The following is a 15,503-nucleotide window of genomic DNA, read 5'->3' as shown; positions in this document are numbered from 1 at the left end:
GGCCTTGAGCCGTTTCGCGAAGGCGAAACTTCTAGACGCTCCTCATGACGAAGGCGAGACGGCATGATAGAGCAGGGTTCGAACAGGGTTCACCTCTTCGCGAACGGCCACGTTTAGCCGGACCTCATCTTCGAATGAGGCTTTCCCCAGAAGATTTTGCGCTTTCCCGAATTCTATGCGGCTGAGGGCGCGATGATGCGATGCACATTCGGGCGTAGTCGCCATATATGCGGAAATTCACAGGATGGATTTCATGACGCCGACCGATCTTCGCCATTGGGATGAGCTGGACCGGAACAAGTACCGGGACGAACGTGAGGTGGTGGCCGAACTGCTGGCCGCTGAACCCCTGACGCCTGACGGTCGCGCGGCGGTCCTGAACGACGCCATCGGCCTGGTCGAAAGCGCCCGCAAGAGTCAGAAGCGCCAGGGCGTGGTCGAAAGCTTCCTGCAGGAATTCAGCCTGGGCACCCGCGAAGGTCTGGCCCTGATGTGCCTGGCCGAGGCCCTGCTGCGCACGCCCGACGCCGACACCCGCGACCGCCTGATCGCCGAGAAGATCGGCTCGGCCGACTGGGCCAGCCATATGGGCCAGTCCGACAGCCTGTTCGTCAACGCCTCGACCTGGGGCCTGATGCTGACCGGCAAGCTGGTCGACGTCGACGACGAGGCGCGCAGCGACCTGCCGAACTTCCTCAAGCGTCTGGTCGGGCGTCTGGGCGAGCCGGTCATCCGCCAGGCCGTCGCCACCGCCGTGAAGATCATGGGCGAGCAGTTCGTCGTCGGCCGCACCATCGACGCGGCCCTGAAGCGCTCGGATCGCGAAAACTGGCTGTGCAGCTTCGACATGCTGGGCGAGGGCGCCCGCACCGCCGCCGACGCCGAACGCTATGAAAAGATCTACGCCGACGCCATCGAGGCCGTGGGCAAGACCGCCAAGGGCGAAGGCCCCGAGCGCGGCCACGGCGTCTCGGTCAAGCTGTCGGCCCTGTCTCCGCGCTATCAGGCGGTGCAGGAAGACCGGGTGTGGGACGAGCTCTATCCCCGCATCCTGCGTCTGGCGCTGATCGCCGCCAAATACGACATCAACTACACCATCGACGCCGAAGAGGCCGACCGTCTGGCCCTGTCGCTGAAGCTGCTGGAGCGGCTGGCGCGCGAACCGGCGCTGGGCGACTGGCAGGGCCTCGGCCTTGCCGTTCAGGCCTATCAGAAGCGCACGACCGAGACGGTGGCCAAGCTGGCCGAACTTGCCAAGTCGTCGGGCCGTCGCCTGATGGTGCGCCTGGTCAAGGGCGCCTATTGGGACACCGAGATCAAGCTGGCCCAGGTCAACGGCCGCACCGACTATCCGGTCTTCACGACCAAGCCCGCGACCGACCTGAACTATCTGGTCTGCGCCAAGGCGCTGATCGAGGCCTCGCCCTACATCTTCTCGCAGTTCGCCACCCACAACGCCCACACCCTGGCCGCCGTGCACCGCATGGCCGCCGATCGCGGCGTGACCATCGAGTTCCAGCGCCTGCACGGCATGGGTGAGGCCCTGTATGACGGCGCCAAGGTCGAGTGGGGCGATGTCGTCGTGCGCGCCTACGCCCCCGTCGGCGGCCACGAAGAACTGCTGCCTTATCTGGTGCGCCGCCTGCTTGAGAACGGCGCCAACTCCTCCTTCGTCCACGCCCTGCTGGACGAGCGCGTGCCTGCGGCCGACGTGGCCGCCGATCCCATCACCTCGGTCGAGGCCCAGCCCGACCGCCATCCGAAGATCCCTGTGCCCATGAACATCTACGGTGACCGCCAGAACTCCCTCGGCCGCGACTATTCGCAGGCGACCGACCGCGAGCGCCATGCGGCCGCTCTGGAGCGCGTCGACAGCGAGAAGCTGACCGCCGGCCCGATCATCGGCGGCAAGCTGCGGGCCGGGGTCAACGCCCAGGACGTCACCAACCCCTACGACCGCACCCGCATCCTTGGCCATGTGTCGGAAGCCTCGGTCGAGGACGTCGACGCTGCCGTGGGCGCCGCCGCCAACGCTCAGGTCGCCTGGGACCGTCGGGGCGGCGCGGGCCGCGCACCGGTGCTGCGCGCCATGGCCGACGCCCTGGAAGCGGATCTGGACCGTCTGGTCGCCCTGCTGTCGCGTGAAGCGGGCAAGACGCTCAACGACGGCGTCGCCGAGGTGCGCGAAGCCGCCGACTTCTGCCGCTACTACGCCCTGCTGGCCGAGCGCGACTTCGGCGGCCGCCAGACCCTGAAGGGTCCGACCGGCGAGACCAATGAACTGGTCCTGCACGGCCGCGGCGTCTTCGCCTGCATCAGCCCGTGGAATTTCCCGCTGGCCATCTTCACCGGCCAGATCGCCGCTGCGCTGGCCGCCGGCAACGCCGTGGTGGCCAAGCCCGCCGAGCAGACGCCGCTGATCGCCGCCGAAGCCGTGCGCCTCTACTACAAGGCCGGTCTGAACCCCGACCTGCTGGCCTTGGTCCCCGGTCGCGGCGAGACGGTCGGCGTCGCCCTGACCAACCATCCGGGCATCGACGGCGTGGCCTTCACCGGCGGCACCGACACCGCCTCGGCGATCAACCGCGGCCTGGCCGCGCGTCCGGGCGCCATCATCCCCTTCATTGCTGAAACGGGCGGCCTCAACGGCATGTTCGTCGACACCACGGCGCTGAAGGAACAGATCATCGACGACGTCATCCTGTCGGCCTTCGGCTCGGCGGGTCAGCGTTGCTCGGCCCTGCGCGTCCTCTATGCGCCCAAGGATTCGGCCGACGCCCTGATCGAAGGCCTGAAGGGCGCCCTGGCCGCCCAGGTGCTGGGCGACCCGACCGACGCCAAGACCGACATCGGCCCGGTGATCGATGCCGAAAGCCGCGCCAACCTGGAAGCCCACGTCGAACGTCTGTCCAGGGACGCCAAGATCATCGCCCGCGCCGAACTGCCGGCCGGCGCCGACAAGGGCGACCTGTTCGCCCCGGTCATCGCCGAAATCCCGACCCCGGACTTCCTCGAACGCGAAGTCTTCGGCCCGATCCTTCACGTCTACCGCTATGAGCCGAAGGACCTGGAAAAGGTCGCCGGCAAGCTGGCGGCGCGCGGCTTCGGCCTGACGCTGGGCGTCCATAGCCGCATCGACGCCTTCGCCAAGGAAGTGATGGAGCTGGTTCCGGCGGGCAACGTCTACGTCAACCGCTCGATCATCGGCGCGGTGGTCGGCGTCCAGCCCTTCGGCGGCGAAGGCCTCAGCGGCACCGGCCCCAAGGCCGGCGGCCCCAACAGCCTGATCCGCTACGCCGCCGAAAAGGCCATCAGCATCAACATCGCCGCCCAGGGCGGCGACCCGGCGCTGCTGAACCTGTAAGGTCGGGGAGAGTTTGGAAAAAACGCCGCCGTCTCCCGAGACGGCGGCGTTTCTATTTGGGCCACCTGCCCGCGCGGCTGAGGGCGCTGGGGTTGGGCTTGCCGATATGGCCGCCGATCCAGCGCGCCGTAGCGATAAGGGCGTCCAGGTCGTAGCCGGTCGAATAACCCGCGCGCTCCAGCATGTAGACCAGATCCTCGGTGGCGATGTTGCCGGTGGCGCCGGGGGCGAAGGGGCAGCCGCCGATGCCGCCGACCGAGGCGTCCAGCACGTCCACGCCCGCCTCGACGCCCGCATAGGCGTTGGCGAGGCCCGTGTTGCGGGTGTCGTGGAAATGCAGGCGCAACGTGGCGTCAGGCGCGGCCTGACGGGCGGCCTCGACCTTCTTCGTCACGCTCCACGGATCGCCGACGCCGATGGTGTCGGCCAGGGCGATCTCCTCGACGCCAAGCGCCGCGATGCGGGCGACCAGGTCGCTGACCTGCTGCACCGAAACCTCGCCGTCGAAGGGGCAGCCCCAGACGCAGGACAGGGTGGCCGACAGTCTGGGCGTCGCGCCCGGCGCGCCCTCTATGCTGCTTGGGGCATTGGCGCGGCCCGCCACGATCTCGGACAGCATCTGCACCTGCTGGTCGACGCTGAGGCCCTGGTTCTTCAGGCCGAAGCCGTCGGTGGCGGACATGGCGACGTTGACCTCGTCCACCGCCGTGCTCAGCGCGCGGTCGTAGCCCTTGCCGTTCAAAACAAGGCCGATGCGGCTGCGGCCCTCAGTGCGGGGCAGGGCGGTCATGACCTCTTCGGCGCCCGCCATCTGGGGCACGTATTTGGGATGGACGAAGCTGACGGCCTCGATGCGTCTGGCTCCCGCCGCCTCCAGCCGCTGGACGAAGTCGGCGCGGACGGCCGGCTCCAGCACCGTCTTCTCGTTCTGCAGGCCGTCGCGCGGGCCGACCTCGACGATCTGGATGAAGCGGCTCATCGGGCGATGCTCCTTTGGCCGGGACCGGCCGGGGCGTAGACGGTCAGGCGCACGTCGTCGCCCGAGGAGTAGTTGTGGCCGCTGACCACGCCGACGGCCCGCCCGGCGGCGCCCAGGTCGGCCAGGGCGCGGCGGAAGGCTTCGTCGTCCCGGGCCTCGACGATGGCGGGGCGGCCTTCGGCCAGGGCGCGGGCGGCGCCGGCGCCGTCGGTCAGCTGGGTGTCCTTGCCGGTCAGGAAGACGAAGCTGGGCTCATGGAAGGTGGTGATGGCCACCGGCCCCGGATAGCGGCCCTGGGCGGGGTTCAACTCGGCCGAGTCCAGCGTCTGCACCAGGCGCGGCGCGATCGACAGGGGGCGCAACTGCCGGATGGTCCCGGCCAGGCCCGCGTGGGCCAGAACGCCGAAGACGACGGCGATCAGCACCCCGGTGATCGCCGCGCGGTTGACCAGCAGGAACCCGCCCACGGCGGCGGCCATGACGGCGAAGACGATGGTGACCGTAGCCCAGGTCTGGGCGGTCGAGCGGCCGAACTCGGTCAGGCCGTAGACGGTGATCAGACAGATGATCACGGCCGCGAACAGGCCCAGCAGGGCGCCCGTGACGCGCGAGACCTGGCCGATCGGCTGGGTCAGGGCGGCGGCGGCCAGCAGGGCGATCGCCCCGAAGGTCGGCAGGGTGTAGTGCCACAGCTTGGTCGGGGCCAGCTCGAACATCAGCCAGGCCGGGACCAGCCAGCAGACGGCGAAGCGGATCGCGGGCTCGGCACGGCGATGCCAGCCCGTCGACAGGGCGGCGGGCAGCATCAGGGTGACGGGGAACAGCAGCAGCGGCGACAGCAGCACATACATGCCGGGGAAGCCGCCGTGACTTTCATGGGCGCCTGCGATCTTGGGCGCCAGATCGCCGCCGATGGCCTCGCGCCAGAAGCCGCCGTCGGTGGCGATGGTGATGGCGATGGCCCACGGCCCGACCAGCAGCGCCACCAGCGGCAGCCCCCAGCCCCAGCCCAGCTGCCCCAGCCACCGGATGTTCTGGTCCCACAGCGACAGGGCGATGATGGTCAGGGCCACGACCAGCAGGCCGATCGGCCCCTTGATCAGGATGGACAGGCCGATGCCCGCCCAGAACAGCAGCTTGTGCAGCCGGTTCGCCTGCTCGCCCGCTCGCGTCGCCATATAGATGCGCGCCAGCGCCGCCATCGACAGGGTGGTCAGACCCGCCAGCATGGCGTCGGTCTTGGCGATGCCCGCCTCGGTCGACAGCAGGAAGGTCGCGCCCAGCATGACGCCGGCCAGGAAGCCCGCCCTCTGGCCGAACAGGGCGGCGCCCGCCCAGGCCACGGCCCAGGCCGCCAGCATAGCGCCCAGCAGCGACGGCAGGCGATAGGGCTGGATGTTGCGGTCCTCGACGTCCGAGGTCGCGGCCACGGCCGCCGCCTGCATCCAGTAGATGCCGATGGGCTTCTTCCAGCGCGGATCGTCCTGGAAGCGGATGTCGACATAGTCGCCGCCCTCCAGCATCTGGGCGGTGGCCTGGGCGAAACGGCTCTCGTCCCGATCCAGCGGGGGCAGCAAAAGCAGGCCGGGCAGGCCGGCGATCAGGGCCAGCAGGGCCGCAAGGACAGGGCCGCGCCAGCCGGCGATGTAGCGATCCAGGTTCGGGCGGTTCATGCCGCTGTCGTATCACGCCGGGTGCGGCCCCCGGAAGCTTCACCTTCCTCATCGCTTGTGGACGCGCCGTTTCGCCCAGGCGCGGCCTGCGCTAAAGAGCGTCGATGATCGACCGCTCCGCTTCCTCGCCCGACATTTCCGTCGTCGTGCCCGTGCATGACGAATCCGGCGCCGCCGTGCCCCTGGCGCGCGAGATCGCCGAGGCCTTCGCCGGCCGGTCCTATGAGATGATCTTCGTCAACGACGCCAGCCGGGATTCGACCCTGGACGAGCTGCAGGCGGCGATGGCGGAACTGCCCGCCCTGCGGGTGCTGTCGCACGGAACCAATGCGGGGCAGAGCCGGGCGGTGCGCACCGGCGTCCTGGCCGCGCGGGCGCCGATCGTGGTGACCCTGGACGGCGACGGCCAGAACCCGCCCGCCGACGCGCCGCGCCTGGTCGACGCGCTCCTGGCGGCCCCGCCCAGCGTCGCCCTGGTCGGCGGGGTGCGCGCCAAGCGCCAGGACAGCACCGCCAAGCGTCAGGCGTCGCTATGGGCCAACCGCATCCGCAAGAAGCTGCTGGGCGACGACGCCGACGACACCGGCTGCGGGCTGAAGGCGTTTCGCCGCGACGTCTTCCTGCGGCTGCCCTACTTCGATCACATCCACCGCTATCTGCCCGCCCTGGTGATCCGCGAGGGGTATGAGAACCGCTACCTCGACGTCGATCACCGCCACCGCGAGACGGGCCGGTCGAAATACACCAACTGGGGACGACTGCGGGCGTCCTTCTCGGACCTGCTGGGCGTGATGTGGTTGAAGTCCCGCTCGCGGCGTCCGGGCGACATCCGCGAGTTCTAAGAACGCTACCCCTACGCCGTCATCCTCGGGCTTGACCCGAGGATCCAGTTGTCCGTCTGCCCGACGGTCGAGAGTGAGGGCGTCGCCGCGCTCGATCCTCGGGTCAAGCCCGAGGATGACGGCAGGGGGGCAGGGGGCCCGTCGCGCCCTAGCTGAACGCCAGAAAGATCACGGCCACCACGGTCACGTCGAACAGGCGGGAGGCAAGGCTGAAAGCGGCGGGCATGGCGCGATCCGAAAGCGGTTGAGCCTTCGTTTACGCAAGTCGCGCGCCAGTCGCCCTCAGATCTCGGTCTTGCGCGACCGTCCGGGCGAGGGGCGCCGATCGTGCCGCCCCGAATATTCCCGGCCCAGATAGGTGGTGCGCGCCGCATCCAGCACCGGGACGCCGCCCTTCAACCCGCGCTTCTGCCCCGACTGGCCCAGCACCTGGGCGGCGAAGGCCGCGGGCGGCGGGGGCGGGGTGACGGCAGGCTTTGCCGGGGAGGCGGCAGGATCGGCCGCCTCGTCCGACGTCTCGGCCTCGGTCGGGACCAGGGCGCGGGCGCGCCGCCGCTCGCGACGGCGACGGTCGCCCTCGCGGCGGTCGTCCACGACGGGATCGTTCAGGGGGCCCGCCGCGCCGATGGGACGGATCTCGTCCGTCACGGGCGGCCTCAGCCCTTGGACTGGGCGAGGCGGTCGATCTGGGCCCGCATCTCGTCCATCTGGCGGCGCATCTCGTCCAGGGCCGCCCCGTCCTTCGCCGGTTCGGCCTTGGCCTCGGCGGCTGCAGGCGTCTCGGCCGCTTCGCCTTCGGGGCGGCCGTAGGCGAAGCCGGGGAACATCCGCATGGCGCGCTCGAACATGGCCATGTTCTGGCGCACGGCCTCTTCCATCAGATTGCCGCCGGGCGCCGAGGCGAAGGCGCGCGTGAACTGGCCGCGCAACTGCTCCTGCTGGCGGGTGAAGCTGTCCAGCGACATCTCCAGATACGACGGCAGCACGCCCTGCATGGAGTTGCCGTAGAAGCCGATCAGCTGACGCAGGAACTGCACCGGCAACAGGGCTTCGCCCCGGCTTTCTTCCTCGAAGATGATCTGGGTCAGGATCTGGCGCGTCAGATCGTCATTGGTCTTGGCGTCGTAGACGGTGAACTCCACGCCCTCGCGCACCATGCGGGCCAGATCATCCAGCGTCACATAGGCGCTGGTGGCGGTGTTGTAGAGCCGCCGGTTCGCATACTTCTTGATGACGACCATGCCGTCACGGGTTTTTCCGCCCTCGGATTTCTTGTCGGTCACGCTTGTTCTCGCGATGTTGCAACGCCCAAGCATCCCGCATTGCGCGCGCGAAGGCGAGTCCCGTCTTTGATGCGGCTCAGACGTTCACCAGCACCACGCCGATCAGCACGGCGGCCCAGTGCACCCCGGCCCCCGTGACGACGAACCCGTGCCAGATGGCCCGGCGGAACTTCACCTTCTGGCTGATGAAGACGAAGACCCCGGCCGTATAGATCAGCCCGCCCGCCACCAGCAGGCCCAGCGCCAGCGGATGCACCGTCTCGATCATCGGCTTCAACGCGAACACCGCCACCCAGCCGAACAGAACGTAGATCACGCTCCAGAACGCGTCCGACAGGCGCGGGGCCAGCATCTTCACCCCCGCCCCGACGATGGCCATGGTCCACACCGCCAGGGTGAAGCCCACGGACCATGCCCCCTCGAAGCGCACGGTCGTAAAGGGCGTGTAGCTGCCCGCGATCATCAGGAAGATGGCCGCCTCGTCCAGCCGCCGCAGCACCGGCCGCGCCGCACACGGATGGGTCAGGTTGTAGATGGTCGAGGCTGTCAGCATGGCCACCAGACACATGGCGTAGATGGCCGTCGAGACCGCCGCGCCCACTCCCGCATAGACGCCGGCCAGCACCGCCAGCACCACGCCTCCCGCCGCCGCCAGGGCCAGACCCACGGCGTGCACCCACAGATCGGCCAGCCGCTCGGCCCGCGTCTGATAGTGTTCGATCATGTCCAGATCGTCGGGGGTGCAGATGCGGCGGGCGAGGGCTTTCAGCATGATGGGGCTTTCGGCAAGATCACGTCTCCTTCGCTTTCTGAAAGCGCGGCTGCGGGCATCGTTCCCGGCGGATGCTGCGGCGCGGCGATGACGTTTTGCTGATTGCTGCATCGCAACAGGTGACGAGCGCCTGCGAATGCGGCACAACCTCGCGCAAAGAATTTCTCCAGGGAGTGAATAAAAATGACCGACGTCGTCATCGTCTCCGCCGCCCGCACGCCGGTCGGCTCCTTCCTCGGCGGCCTGTCGACCCTGCCGGCCTCCAAGCTGGGCGAGGTCGCCATCAAGGCGGCGCTGGAACGCGCGGGCGTGGCCGCCGCTGATGTGGACGAGGTGATCCTGGGCCAGGTGCTGCAGGCGGGCGCGGGCCAGGGCCCGGCGCGTCAGGCCGCCATCGGCGCCGGTCTGGCCAATGAAACCCCGGCCTGGAGCCTGAACCAGCTGTGCGGCTCGGGCCTGCGCGCCGTGGCCCTGGCCTATCAGCAGATCATGCAGGGCGACGCCAAGATCGTCGTCGCCGGCGGTCAGGAAAGCATGAGCCAGTCGCCGCACACGGCCCAGCTGCGCAACGGCCAGAAGATGGGCGAGCTGGCCTTCAAGGACAGCATGCTGCAGGACGGCCTGATCGACGCCTTCCACGGCTATCACATGGGCCAGACGGCCGAGAACATCGCCGCCAAATGGTCGATCGACCGCGCGTCTCAGGACACCTTCGCCGTCGCCTCCCAGAACAAGGCCGAAGCCGCCCAGAAGGCGGGCAAGTTCGCCGACGAAATCGTCCCCGTCACCATTTCGACCCGCAAGGGCGACGTGGTCGTGGATCAGGACGAATACATCCGCCACGGCGCGACCATCGAGGCGATGGAGAAGCTGAAGCCCGCCTTCGTCAAGGACGGCACGGTGACGGCGGCCAACGCCTCGGGCATCAACGACGGCGCCGCCGCTCTGGTGCTGATGTCGGCCGATGAAGCCAAGGCGCGCGGGCTTGAGCCGCTGGCCCGCATCGCGTCGTGGGCCACCGCGGGCGTCGACCCGGCCATCATGGGCACCGGCCCGATCCCGGCCTCGAAGAAGGCGCTGGAGAAGGCGGGCTGGACCGTCGCCGATCTGGACCTGATCGAGTCCAACGAAGCCTTCGCCGCCCAGTCGCTGTGCGTGGTCAAGGAGTTGGGCCTCGACCCGGCCAAGGTCAACGTCAACGGCGGCGCCATCGCCATCGGCCACCCGGTCGGCGCCTCGGGCGCGCGCATCCTGACCACCCTGCTGCACGAGATGAAGCGCTCGGGCGCGAAGAAGGGCCTGGCGACCCTGTGCATCGGCGGCGGCATGGGCGTGGCGATGTGCGTCGAGCGCGCATAAGCACGACGTCACAGGCTGAAACAGGAAAGGCCGGCGAGCGATCGCCGGCCTTTTTGCTTGCACCCTATAACCCCCGCTCATCCCGGCGGACGCCGGAATCCAGTGCTTTGGCCTCAAGCGCTTCGTTTTGAGCTTGGCGACTCTAAGAACCGCGCGTCGTTTTCACTGGACTCCGGCGTCCGCCGGGATGGGCGCGTAAGTGAAGGCAGAGGCCTTGCTTCAAAACCCCCGCCGCCAGCTGCCCAGCAGGGCGTAGCCGGTCGGGGCGCCCGCGCGGTGCTGCTCCTCGCGGCTTGCGACGGCCTCGAGTTGCAGCCAGGAGCCGCCCGGCAGGGCGTGCAGGCTGCGAACGCTGAAGTCGATCTGCCGCCCTGACGGCGCGGCCGAGAAACGCCGCTCCGAGAAGGTCACCGGATCGAAATAGTCCAGCGGCGCGTCGGCCAGATAGGCGCTGAACGTCCCGTCCTCGATCCGCAGCGGCTGGGAAATCTCCCACGTCAGGCTGCGGCAGCCTAACGCCTTGGCGAAGGACCACGTCGGACAGGCCGATTGCAACGACGCCCGCCAGGTCGAGCTGAGCGCCGGGGCCGACAGGTGCAGGAACCGCCCCTCCAGTTCGGTGCGGCCGAAACCCGCCTCGCCCGACAGGGTGAAGCCGCGCCCCAGGTCCACATCCGCCCCGACCGCCGCAAAGCGGGTGCGCGACGGCAGGGCGAAGTCCGACTGCGTCGGCAGATAGGCCCCCAGCGGTCCCATCCGCTCATCCAGCGCGCCTAGACTGAACGAAAGGCCGCCGTTCTCGGCGCGCCAGTCCATCCCGGCGCGGGCGTAGGTCGAGGCGTCTCGCTCGACCGGACGTAAGGGAGCGCGCCGGTCGCCGGACCCGCTCTCGGCGCTGAAGGTCAGGGCGCCGAAATTCAGGGCCCCGCGCAGGGCGTGATCCGCCTGGCTCAAGGCCACGAAGCCGTCGCCGGAGCCGCTGCGGAACGGCGAGCGCGCCCCGCCCTGGCCCTGCCACGCCGCGAACGACAGCCGCCCGGCTTGAACGTCGAACAGGGCCTCGCCGCGCGTCTCGTCGCCCAGCCACGGCGCGTCATAAGGGCTGTAGCGCGCCGCCACGGGCTCGGGGGTGGCCACGGGCGTGGCGGCGGCCAACGACAGCCGCGTTCCGCCCGGCGTGTCGAGCGTCACCTGCGACTGCTGCATGGGGGTTGGGTTGCTGGGCTGGTAGCTGCGGCGCGGCGCGGGGCCGTAGGCGGCGCCGAGGTCCACCCGAAACAGCCGTTCATACTCGTCATAGGCGATGGTGCCGAGCGCTCCTGTGCGGCTCAGAGCGTCGCCGAACGGGCCGCCGACATGGACGCCCGGTTCGACCGCGATATTCACGGACTGGCCCGCCGCCATGGGCGAGGCGGTCGCGCCCACCGGCTGGAAGGCGCGGGCGATGTCCAGGGCGCCGCGTCCGAAGATGATGTCCGTCCCCGCATCGCCCAGGTCCGCTCCGGTACGCAGCAGGATGTCCACCGCTTCACGACCGGTCAGATTGGGAAAGGCCTCCAGCAAAAGGGCCAGGGCGCCCGCCACGGCGGGCGAGGCGAAGGAGGTGCCTCCGCCCTTCCAGCACTGGTCGCCTTCGCAATTGAAGACGACCTCGACGCCCGGCGCGGTCAGATAGGCGCCCTGGGACACGCCGGCCCTGTTGGAGAAGTCGCCGAGCTGGCGCGCGCGATCATGGGCGCCGACGACGATGATCGAGCCGGCGAAGCGCGGATCGCTGGCGTAGCGGCCGGGCCATTCGGGATTGACGCCGGCCTCATTGCCGGCGGCGACGGCGAAGACGACTCCTGCGTTGACCGCCCGCTGCAGGGCCGCCTCGAACTGCGAGCCCAGCCGCCCTTCGCCGCCCAGGGACAGGTTGATGATCCGGGCGCCGTTCTGCACGGCGTAGTCCAGGGAGCGCGTCAGGTCGGACGAACGGAAGCAGATCTTGTCGTCGGGATCGGTGCAGTCGCTGACGTCGGCGCGGATCGACATGATGGTGGCGTTGAAGGCCACGCCGACCGTGCCGTAGTTGTTGAACGGCGCGGCGATGATGCTGGCGACGCTGGTTCCGTGGTCGTCCGCACCCTCGGGTCGGTTGCGGCCGGGCACGATGTCGGTGGACAGGGGCGAGATGTTCACGCCCAGGTCCTGGTGGTTCAGCTTGATGCCGCTGTCGACTACGGCGACGGTCATGCCGCGTCCGGTCGCGCCCTGTCGCCAGGCGCTGATGGCCCCAGTGTCTCCGACGCCCCAGTTGCGCAGATACTCCGATGACGTCGCGCTGGGGATCGCCGGAGGTCCCGGCGGGGGCGGTGGAGGAGGAGGAGGTGGAGGTGGAGGTGGAGGAAGAGGTGTCACAGCGCCCCCGCCCCCGCCGCCGCCACAGGCGCTCAGCGGCATCCCGAACAGGCTGAGCATGACCGCAGAAAGCACAAGATTACGCAAGCGCGTGGTGTCCAAGCCGACCTCCCGACATTGGCTGCTATTTGAACATGCTTTTGCCCTTTTGCGAGCTTGTTTCGGAAAATGATCCGAGTTTGGCTGGGGTGGCGGAAGAGAAGAGGGCGTTGAAGCGGTTCAGTGGCCGCATCAGCTTGTGCCAAGGGGCCGGAATGGCTTAGCAAACTCGCACCTTCGTCTTCCCCAGCGTCAATTGGAAACCAGATGAATTCTCAATCTCCCGCCCTGTCGGATCTGCTATCGCTCAAGGGGCGCCGGGCCCTGGTTGTCGGAGGAGCGGGGCTTCTAGGGTCTCAAATCAGTGAAGTCCTGGCGGAAATGGGCGCGACTGTCGTTGTGGCTAGCCGCGACGCGCAGAAGTGCCAGGCCTTCATCGACGACTTGAAGGCGCGCTATCCAGGGGATCATGGTGCGCTGCAGATCGACATGTTGGACGCCGACTCGGTGAACGCCTGCATTCAGTCTTTTACTGACCAAGGGCCGATGAACATTCTGGTGAACTGTGCTTGGTCGGGCGCCAAGAATAGTCTGGAGACCATCGACGAGGCGGACTGGGTCTACGACATCGACATGTCGTTGAACGGCGTGTTCAGGGTCGTCAAGGCGTCCATTCCTGCGCTGAGGGAGACCAAGGGCGTCATCCTCAACATCGCCTCGATGTATGGTCATGTGGCTCCGGACTATCGCCTTTATGACGGCAAGACTTACGCCAATCCGCCCAGCTATGGCGCGGCCAAGGCCGGAGTGCTGCAATTCACGCGCTATCTGGCAAGTTTCCTGTCGCCAGACGGCATCCGCGCTAACTGTCTTAGCCCAGGCCCCTTCCCCTATCCCTCGACCATCGCCGCCGCGCCGGAATTCATCGGCCGCCTAGCTGCCAAGAATCCGCTGAACCGGATAGGCACGCCGCATGAGATCAAAGGTGCCGCCGCCCTGCTGTGCTCGGACGCCTCGAGCTATATGACGGGCCAGAACATCTGCGTTGACGGCGGGTGGGCCGCCTGGTGACGGAAGTGAACGCGAAACACTGCTCGATCATCGCCGAGGCGGGGGTCAATCACAACGGTGATCTGGATCTCGCGATCGCCCTGGTCGATGCGGCGGCGGACGCTGGCGCCGATGTCGTGAAGTTTCAGACTTTCGACGCCACCAAGTTGGTGACGCGTCAGGCGCCGACCGCCGCCTATCAGAAGCGCAACTTTGACGCGGGCGACACTCAGCTGAAGATGCTGCAGGCGTTGGAGCTGTCGGAGGCGGATCACCGCATCCTGTCCGACCGCTGTGACGCTCGTGGCATCGAGTTCCTATCGACCCCGTTCGACATCGAATCCGCGCGCTTTCTGGTGAACAGCCTCGGTGTCAAGCGGATCAAGGTCGGCTCGGGCGAACTGACCAACGCCCCCATGCTGCTGGCCCTGACGCGGCTGGGCCTGCCCATGATCCTGTCGACCGGCATGGCCCGGCTGGCGGAGGTGGAGGAAGCATTGTCGGTGATCGCTTTCGGTATGATCGCGGAACCGAGCGCGCGGCCGTCAGTCGCGGCCTTTGCCGAGGCTTATGCCTCGGTCCAAGCGCGCGACGCCCTCAGCCGTGTCACCGTCATGCAGTGCACCACGGAATATCCGGCCCCCTATGACGAGGTGAATCTTAAGGTCATGGACGTCTATGCGCGGGCCTTCGGCGTATTGCCGGCCTATTCGGACCACACGCCGGGCATAGACATCTCCCTGGCCGCAGCGGCTCTAGGGGCGGTGGCGATCGAGAAACACTTCACTCTGTCCCGTGACATGGAGGGGCCAGATCACAAGGCTTCTCTTGAGCCGTCCGAACTGCAGGCGCTGGTCCAGGGTGTCGACCGGATCAGTCGGGCAATGGGCGACGGCGTCAAGCGCCCGCAGCCCTCCGAAATTCCCAATATCGCCGTCGCGCGCAAATGCCTGGTTGCTGCCTGCGACATCGCGGCGGGCGAGGTGCTGACGGAGGCGAACCTGACCGTAAAACGCGCTGGCGGGGGCATGGCCCCGATCGCCATGTTCGACCTGCTCGGCCAAACGGCCGCGCGCGCTTATGCTGTTGATGAAGTAATCCTGCCATGAATCGTTCTGTTCTGTTGATCGGCGGCGGCGGGCACGCGCGCGTGGTGCTCGACGGTTTACTGGCCATGGGCCGTTTTTGCCTGGGCGTAACTGCACGTGAGGCGCCGGATCTGGCCGACCTGTCCTATATCGGCGACGACGAGGCGGCCTTTCATCGTTTTCCAAAAGGCGTGGAAGCCGCTCTGGGCGTGGGCGGTACGCCGCGTCAGGGCGCGTCGGGTACGGCGCTGCGTCGGCGGGTCTATGATCAATACGTGGAGCGCGGTTTCCATTTTCCTCCGGTGATCGGGCGAGGAGTCATCATGGCGCCGGACGTGGTGCTGGAGGACGGAGCCCAGGTAATCGCCGGAGCGATCCTGCAGCCCAATGTGCGCGTCGCGGCCAATGCGATTGTCAATACGGGCGCTCGCGTGGATCATGACACGGTGGTGGACCGTCATGCGATGGTCGCGCCGGGTGCGGTCCTGTGCGGCGGGGTGGAGATCGGCGTCGGCGCCTATATCGGCGCGGGCGCCACGGTTTTGCAGGGAATCCGTATCGGAGCGGACGCCGTGGTGGCGGCCGGAGCGGTCGCCACGGTCGACGTGCCGGACGGCGGATATGTGAGCCGGCGATGAGCAAGGCGCGTATCGG

12 protein-coding genes are annotated in these 15,503 nt (G+C 68.2%); 6 read left to right on the top strand and 6 right to left on the bottom strand.

The annotated features are described in order from the left end of the window. The first annotated feature begins 253 nt into the window (after positions 1 to 253). On the top strand, positions 254 to 3,364 hold the full coding sequence (putA, locus tag V8J38_RS15400) for a bifunctional proline dehydrogenase/L-glutamate gamma-semialdehyde dehydrogenase PutA (RefSeq protein WP_338576947.1): 3,111 nt from the start codon (positions 254 to 256) through the stop codon (positions 3,362 to 3,364). Positions 3,365 to 3,416: 52 nt separating this feature from the next. Here putA and V8J38_RS15395 read toward each other — a convergent pair whose 3' ends face one another. Both V8J38_RS15395 and V8J38_RS15390 read right to left on the bottom strand, forming a co-directional pair. Continuing rightward, positions 3,417 to 4,343, bottom strand: a complete 927-nt coding sequence (locus tag V8J38_RS15395; protein ID WP_291783328.1) for a hydroxymethylglutaryl-CoA lyase — start codon at positions 4,341 to 4,343, stop codon at positions 3,417 to 3,419. Further along, positions 4,340 to 6,016 carry an ArnT family glycosyltransferase gene (locus tag V8J38_RS15390; RefSeq protein WP_291783324.1) on the bottom strand — a complete coding sequence of 559 codons (1,677 nt, stop codon included), beginning with the start codon at positions 6,014 to 6,016 and terminating at the stop codon, positions 4,340 to 4,342. The genes V8J38_RS15395 and V8J38_RS15390 overlap by 4 nt, the downstream gene beginning before the upstream one ends. A 104-nt stretch (positions 6,017 to 6,120) precedes the next feature. Here V8J38_RS15390 and V8J38_RS15385 point away from each other — a divergent pair, with 104 nt between their 5' ends. Beyond that, positions 6,121 to 6,858: a glycosyltransferase family 2 protein gene (locus tag V8J38_RS15385; RefSeq protein ID WP_291783321.1), complete on the top strand. Its 738-nt coding sequence runs from the start codon at positions 6,121 to 6,123 to the stop codon at positions 6,856 to 6,858. A gap of 282 nt (positions 6,859 to 7,140) precedes the next feature. Here V8J38_RS15385 and V8J38_RS15380 read toward each other — a convergent pair whose 3' ends face one another. From V8J38_RS15380 to trhA, 3 genes are all read right to left on the bottom strand, one after another. Continuing rightward, positions 7,141 to 7,506 carry a hypothetical protein gene (locus tag V8J38_RS15380; protein WP_291783318.1) on the bottom strand — a complete coding sequence of 122 codons (366 nt, stop codon included), beginning with the start codon at positions 7,504 to 7,506 and terminating at the stop codon, positions 7,141 to 7,143. Between the two features lie 8 nt (positions 7,507 to 7,514). Continuing rightward, a complete protein-coding gene (gene phaR, locus V8J38_RS15375; protein WP_291783382.1) occupies positions 7,515 to 8,099 on the bottom strand; it encodes a polyhydroxyalkanoate synthesis repressor PhaR in 585 nt (194 codons plus the stop codon). A 118-nt stretch (positions 8,100 to 8,217) separates the two neighbouring features. After that, positions 8,218 to 8,913, bottom strand: coding sequence for a PAQR family membrane homeostasis protein TrhA (gene trhA / locus V8J38_RS15370; RefSeq protein WP_338576942.1), 696 nt, complete (start codon positions 8,911 to 8,913; stop codon positions 8,218 to 8,220). 183 nt (positions 8,914 to 9,096) lie between these two features. Here trhA and V8J38_RS15365 point away from each other — a divergent pair, with 183 nt between their 5' ends. Further along, positions 9,097 to 10,272 carry an acetyl-CoA C-acetyltransferase gene (locus V8J38_RS15365; RefSeq protein ID WP_338576939.1) on the top strand — a complete coding sequence of 392 codons (1,176 nt, stop codon included), beginning with the start codon at positions 9,097 to 9,099 and terminating at the stop codon, positions 10,270 to 10,272. Between the two features lie 219 nt (positions 10,273 to 10,491). Here the strand turns inward: V8J38_RS15365 and V8J38_RS15360 are convergent, their stop codons facing one another. Continuing rightward, a complete protein-coding gene (locus V8J38_RS15360) occupies positions 10,492 to 12,507 on the bottom strand; it encodes a S8 family peptidase (RefSeq protein ID WP_338576935.1) in 2,016 nt (671 codons plus the stop codon). A 387-nt stretch (positions 12,508 to 12,894) separates the two neighbouring features. On the opposite strand from V8J38_RS15360, the gene V8J38_RS15355 reads away from it, so the two are divergent. The 3 genes from V8J38_RS15355 to V8J38_RS15345 are packed head-to-tail and all read left to right on the top strand — an operon-like array spanning position 12,895 to position 15,487. Further along, entirely contained in the window at positions 12,895 to 13,782 is an 888-nt protein-coding gene (locus V8J38_RS15355; protein ID WP_291783307.1) for an SDR family oxidoreductase, read from the top strand. Further along, positions 13,767 to 14,870 (top strand): N-acetylneuraminate synthase, encoded by a 1,104-nt coding sequence (gene neuB / locus V8J38_RS15350; protein ID WP_338576932.1) that lies wholly within the window; start codon positions 13,767 to 13,769, stop codon positions 14,868 to 14,870. The genes V8J38_RS15355 and neuB overlap by 16 nt, the downstream gene beginning before the upstream one ends. Beyond that, positions 14,867 to 15,487, top strand: a complete 621-nt coding sequence (locus tag V8J38_RS15345; RefSeq protein ID WP_291783302.1) for a hypothetical protein — start codon at positions 14,867 to 14,869, stop codon at positions 15,485 to 15,487. Before neuB ends, V8J38_RS15345 begins: the two co-directional genes overlap by 4 nt. Positions 15,488 to 15,503 lie beyond the last annotated feature (16 nt).

This window comes from Brevundimonas olei (genome assembly GCF_037055245.1).
Taxonomy (GTDB): domain Bacteria; phylum Pseudomonadota; class Alphaproteobacteria; order Caulobacterales; family Caulobacteraceae; genus Brevundimonas; species Brevundimonas olei.
The sequence above is the reverse complement of the archived record's forward strand: the minus strand, read 5'-3'. Positions and strand labels throughout refer to the sequence as shown.

Bases quoted from the DNA above. Each gene is read 5' to 3' on its own strand.
- putA (WP_338576947.1), top strand. From the start codon at position 254: ATGACGCCGACCGATCTTCGCCATTGGGATGAGCTGGACCGGAACAAG.
- V8J38_RS15395 (WP_291783328.1), bottom strand. From the start codon at position 4,343: ATGAGCCGCTTCATCCAGATCGTCGAGGTCGGCCCGCGCGACGGCCTG.
- V8J38_RS15390 (WP_291783324.1), bottom strand. From the start codon at position 6,016: ATGAACCGCCCGAACCTGGATCGCTACATCGCCGGCTGGCGCGGCCCT.
- V8J38_RS15385 (WP_291783321.1), top strand. From the start codon at position 6,121: ATGATCGACCGCTCCGCTTCCTCGCCCGACATTTCCGTCGTCGTGCCC.
- phaR (WP_291783382.1), bottom strand. From the start codon at position 8,099: ATGGTCGTCATCAAGAAGTATGCGAACCGGCGGCTCTACAACACCGCC.
- trhA (WP_338576942.1), bottom strand. From the start codon at position 8,913: ATGCTGAAAGCCCTCGCCCGCCGCATCTGCACCCCCGACGATCTGGAC.
- V8J38_RS15365 (WP_338576939.1), top strand. From the start codon at position 9,097: ATGACCGACGTCGTCATCGTCTCCGCCGCCCGCACGCCGGTCGGCTCC.
- V8J38_RS15360 (WP_338576935.1), bottom strand. From the start codon at position 12,507: ATGACCGTCGCCGTAGTCGACAGCGGCATCAAGCTGAACCACCAGGAC.
- V8J38_RS15345 (WP_291783302.1), top strand. From the start codon at position 14,867: ATGAATCGTTCTGTTCTGTTGATCGGCGGCGGCGGGCACGCGCGCGTG.